The organism is Sphingorhabdus sp., assembly GCF_040079335.1.
Lineage (GTDB): Bacteria > Pseudomonadota > Alphaproteobacteria > Sphingomonadales > Sphingomonadaceae > Sphingorhabdus_B.
Genome location: NZ_JBEBKL010000109.1, coordinates 1 through 2,525 on the forward strand (window position 1 = coordinate 1; position 2,525 = coordinate 2,525).

At 56.0% G+C, this 2,525-nt stretch carries 4 protein-coding genes and 1 pseudogene; 2 read left to right on the forward strand and 3 right to left on the reverse strand.

The window, feature by feature from the left end; translation table 11 throughout:
• Nucleotides 1-131 precede the first annotated feature (131 nt).
• From ABL922_RS14520 to ABL922_RS14530, 3 genes are all read right to left on the reverse strand, one after another.
• Nucleotides 132-704 carry a type IV conjugative transfer system protein TraE gene (locus tag ABL922_RS14520; protein WP_349024922.1) on the reverse strand — a complete coding sequence of 191 codons (573 nt, stop codon included), beginning with the start codon at nucleotides 702-704 and terminating at the stop codon, nucleotides 132-134.
• A 1-nt stretch (nucleotide 705) separates the two neighbouring features.
• Nucleotides 706-990 (reverse strand): type IV conjugative transfer system protein TraL, encoded by a 285-nt coding sequence (traL, locus tag ABL922_RS14525; protein ID WP_349024923.1) that lies wholly within the window; start codon nucleotides 988-990, stop codon nucleotides 706-708.
• Between the two features lie 64 nt (nucleotides 991-1,054).
• Nucleotides 1,055-1,369, reverse strand: a complete 315-nt coding sequence (locus tag ABL922_RS14530) for a hypothetical protein (protein WP_349024924.1) — start codon at nucleotides 1,367-1,369, stop codon at nucleotides 1,055-1,057.
• A 343-nt stretch (nucleotides 1,370-1,712) separates the two neighbouring features.
• Here ABL922_RS14530 and ABL922_RS14535 point away from each other — a divergent pair, with 343 nt between their 5' ends.
• Both ABL922_RS14535 and ABL922_RS14540 read left to right on the forward strand, forming a co-directional pair.
• Entirely contained in the window at nucleotides 1,713-2,075 is a 363-nt protein-coding gene (locus tag ABL922_RS14535) for a hypothetical protein (RefSeq protein WP_349024925.1), read from the forward strand.
• A 160-nt stretch (nucleotides 2,076-2,235) separates the two neighbouring features.
• A pseudogene (locus tag ABL922_RS14540) lies at nucleotides 2,236-2,525 on the forward strand (hypothetical protein); the annotation flags it as partial.

Genomic DNA, 2,525 nt, shown 5'->3' on the forward strand with positions numbered 1-2,525 from the left:
CAGAGCCGGGTTGGCCGACAGCACCAGTCCCAGTCCGACCATGATGCATCCCACCGGACGCCCGCAGTAAGACAAGGGCCGAGACATAAGCACGGCGCCCGCACCCACAATCCCCCAGGCAATTTGGGTTATCATGCGCCCTCCCCTTTCTCGTCCTTTTTCTTGATGGCACCAAAGGCAGCGAGCTTCAGGGACACCCCCGTGTAGGTCCAGACGAAGCGGAAGGTGCGGGCTTCGGCCGTCACTTCCTTCGATCCAACAACGGTATGCATGATACCGTTGACTTCGCTGGTGAGCGTTTCGGGATCGACGGTCAGCTTCTCGATCGTGAAATATTGCGAGACGCTCGAGCCATTTTGCTCGCCCACCACTTTCATCAGTTCGGCACGCATTTTACCGTGCGTGCGCGGATCCGTGATCGAAAGGATCGAATCCATCCAATATTGCAAATTGGACGGCGACCGATTCAGCGTCAGCAAGGCAGCATCACGCGTGACCATTTCGAGATAGTCGTGCGGCACGCCTGAAGAGCTCAGGGTCAGGGGTTTGGCGAGGATCGGCTGCAATACAACTTCGCGGTCGCGGCTCGCAGCCAGCAAGGTCAACACGATGGTGAGGGCGAAGAGCAGGACGCCGACCACCGCGAGCAAATTGCGTTGCTTCAAGAGGCGCTGCGATTGCGCATGGGATAGTCCGAGGTCCATCTCAGCCTGCCATCAATCGAAGGTGAGAGGGTGGCGTTGCCTTGAGCCGCATGAAGGACCCCGGAAGGTACCAATAAGCGGTATGAATGATCCACGACACAGCACGACCGGCTTTCAATTTGCGTAAGAACCACCAGCACGCACAGGCTATGATTAGTCCTATGATGATGTGTTGCGTCAGCACGCCCCAGGTGAAAGGAATGATCATCGCCAGAAACTCGTCGAGCGTCCAAAATCCGATCAGTTCCGGATCATCGAGATGTGCGGGGATTGTGTATCGATTCATGACCAGCGCCACCCTCAGCCTGTCACCGCGCCCGAACCACTCGCGGTCCGGACCCGGAAACCATTCAGACCGTCGCAGTGACTGCGGCGGTGACGATCGGAACGCCGGTGCCGGCACCAACACCGACGCCGACAGGGATTGCGACCTGGCCAAGGCTGAACCGCCCGGATGCAAGGCCGACAATGCCGCCCGCGAGCGACAAGACGGTGATGATCCGGCCACCGGACCCTTCAAGGAAACCGGTGAAGCTCGTCAGTGCCGAGTTGAAGGTGGTATCGGCACCGGCGATTGCTGTTCCGGCACCCAAAACAGACACAGTCGCTAGCACGAGACCGGTCTGGGCCAGTTTGTGGCCGATTGTTTTTAACTTTGTCCGCATTTCCATTCCTCTCTTCAATCGAGTTGTCGTGATGATTACGACTTCAAGAAGGAGCAGAATCTACGGTGCGCGCGCAACCAGGTAGAGATTTCGTCCAGTGCGTTTAAGTGATTCGGTCGTATGGTGCACGGAATCGAGGACGAGCGTGCGTATCCACGCACTGTTTATTGCAGTAATTGTGCGTTATATTTCAACTTGCGCAAAACCAATTGCAGATTTGCGCGACAGCTGTTGTGCATTGGTGCGCATGCGAGACATGTCAGGTAGGCCAGGGTGATTCGGAGGCTGGTCTTCGGCCGTGGCAAACGGCAAGAAGGGCTCGAAACATTCCGGGGAGGCAAGGGTGGCCAATCGAAAGAACAAGGCATTTCGGTTCCTGGTAAGTCAGGACTTTATCGACATCGCAGCTGACGCGATCGCGGCTCAGACCAAGAAAAGCTGCCGTTTTTCGACGCTGCGGAGCGCAGTCGAAACATGCTGCGCCTGCATGACCGCCGGTCAGTTTGACGGTGATGACTTTGACGCTTTCATGCGCACAACGCAGCTTGAAGGCGATGTGCGCATCTATCTGAATATGCACGCATCGTGGAGCCCACACTATGAAGAGTTAAAGGCCCGGCTCTCGGCAATCGCCAATATCCGCGTATTTGACCGAACAATGATCGCCTATTTGCTCCATATCGCCGTCAATAACGATCTATACTGAAACGACTTTCGAGCGTTTGCCTCTTGACTCTCGAAACTATGTTAAAACATAGTAATAATCGGGGAGGCCCCTGACGATGCCATCGATTGGATCCAGAAACCTGCACCAAGCCGCCGACACAAGCCCGTCGGACGCAGCAGCAATACCTGTTTTCGATTTCATGGTAGACGATCGGAACAAGTTCGATTGTTGCTGGGAAGAGCATGGCTATCGTACTTTGATCAACAGTGAGCTACATAGACAAGCGCGACCCATCACCTTCCTGGTTGGGCCATTGGGGCGGTCACGTTCCTATGTCAGCCGTGTCCTGTCGGGCCAGAACAAACTCACGCAGGATCTGCGGGAAAAGGCCTTTGCAGCGCTTGGGATCGACCCCATTCGGGCGAACATTGCCGTCGCTTGGCTGCACGATGTCAGCCTCTATGACGCGATGGAGATCCGGCACACCAG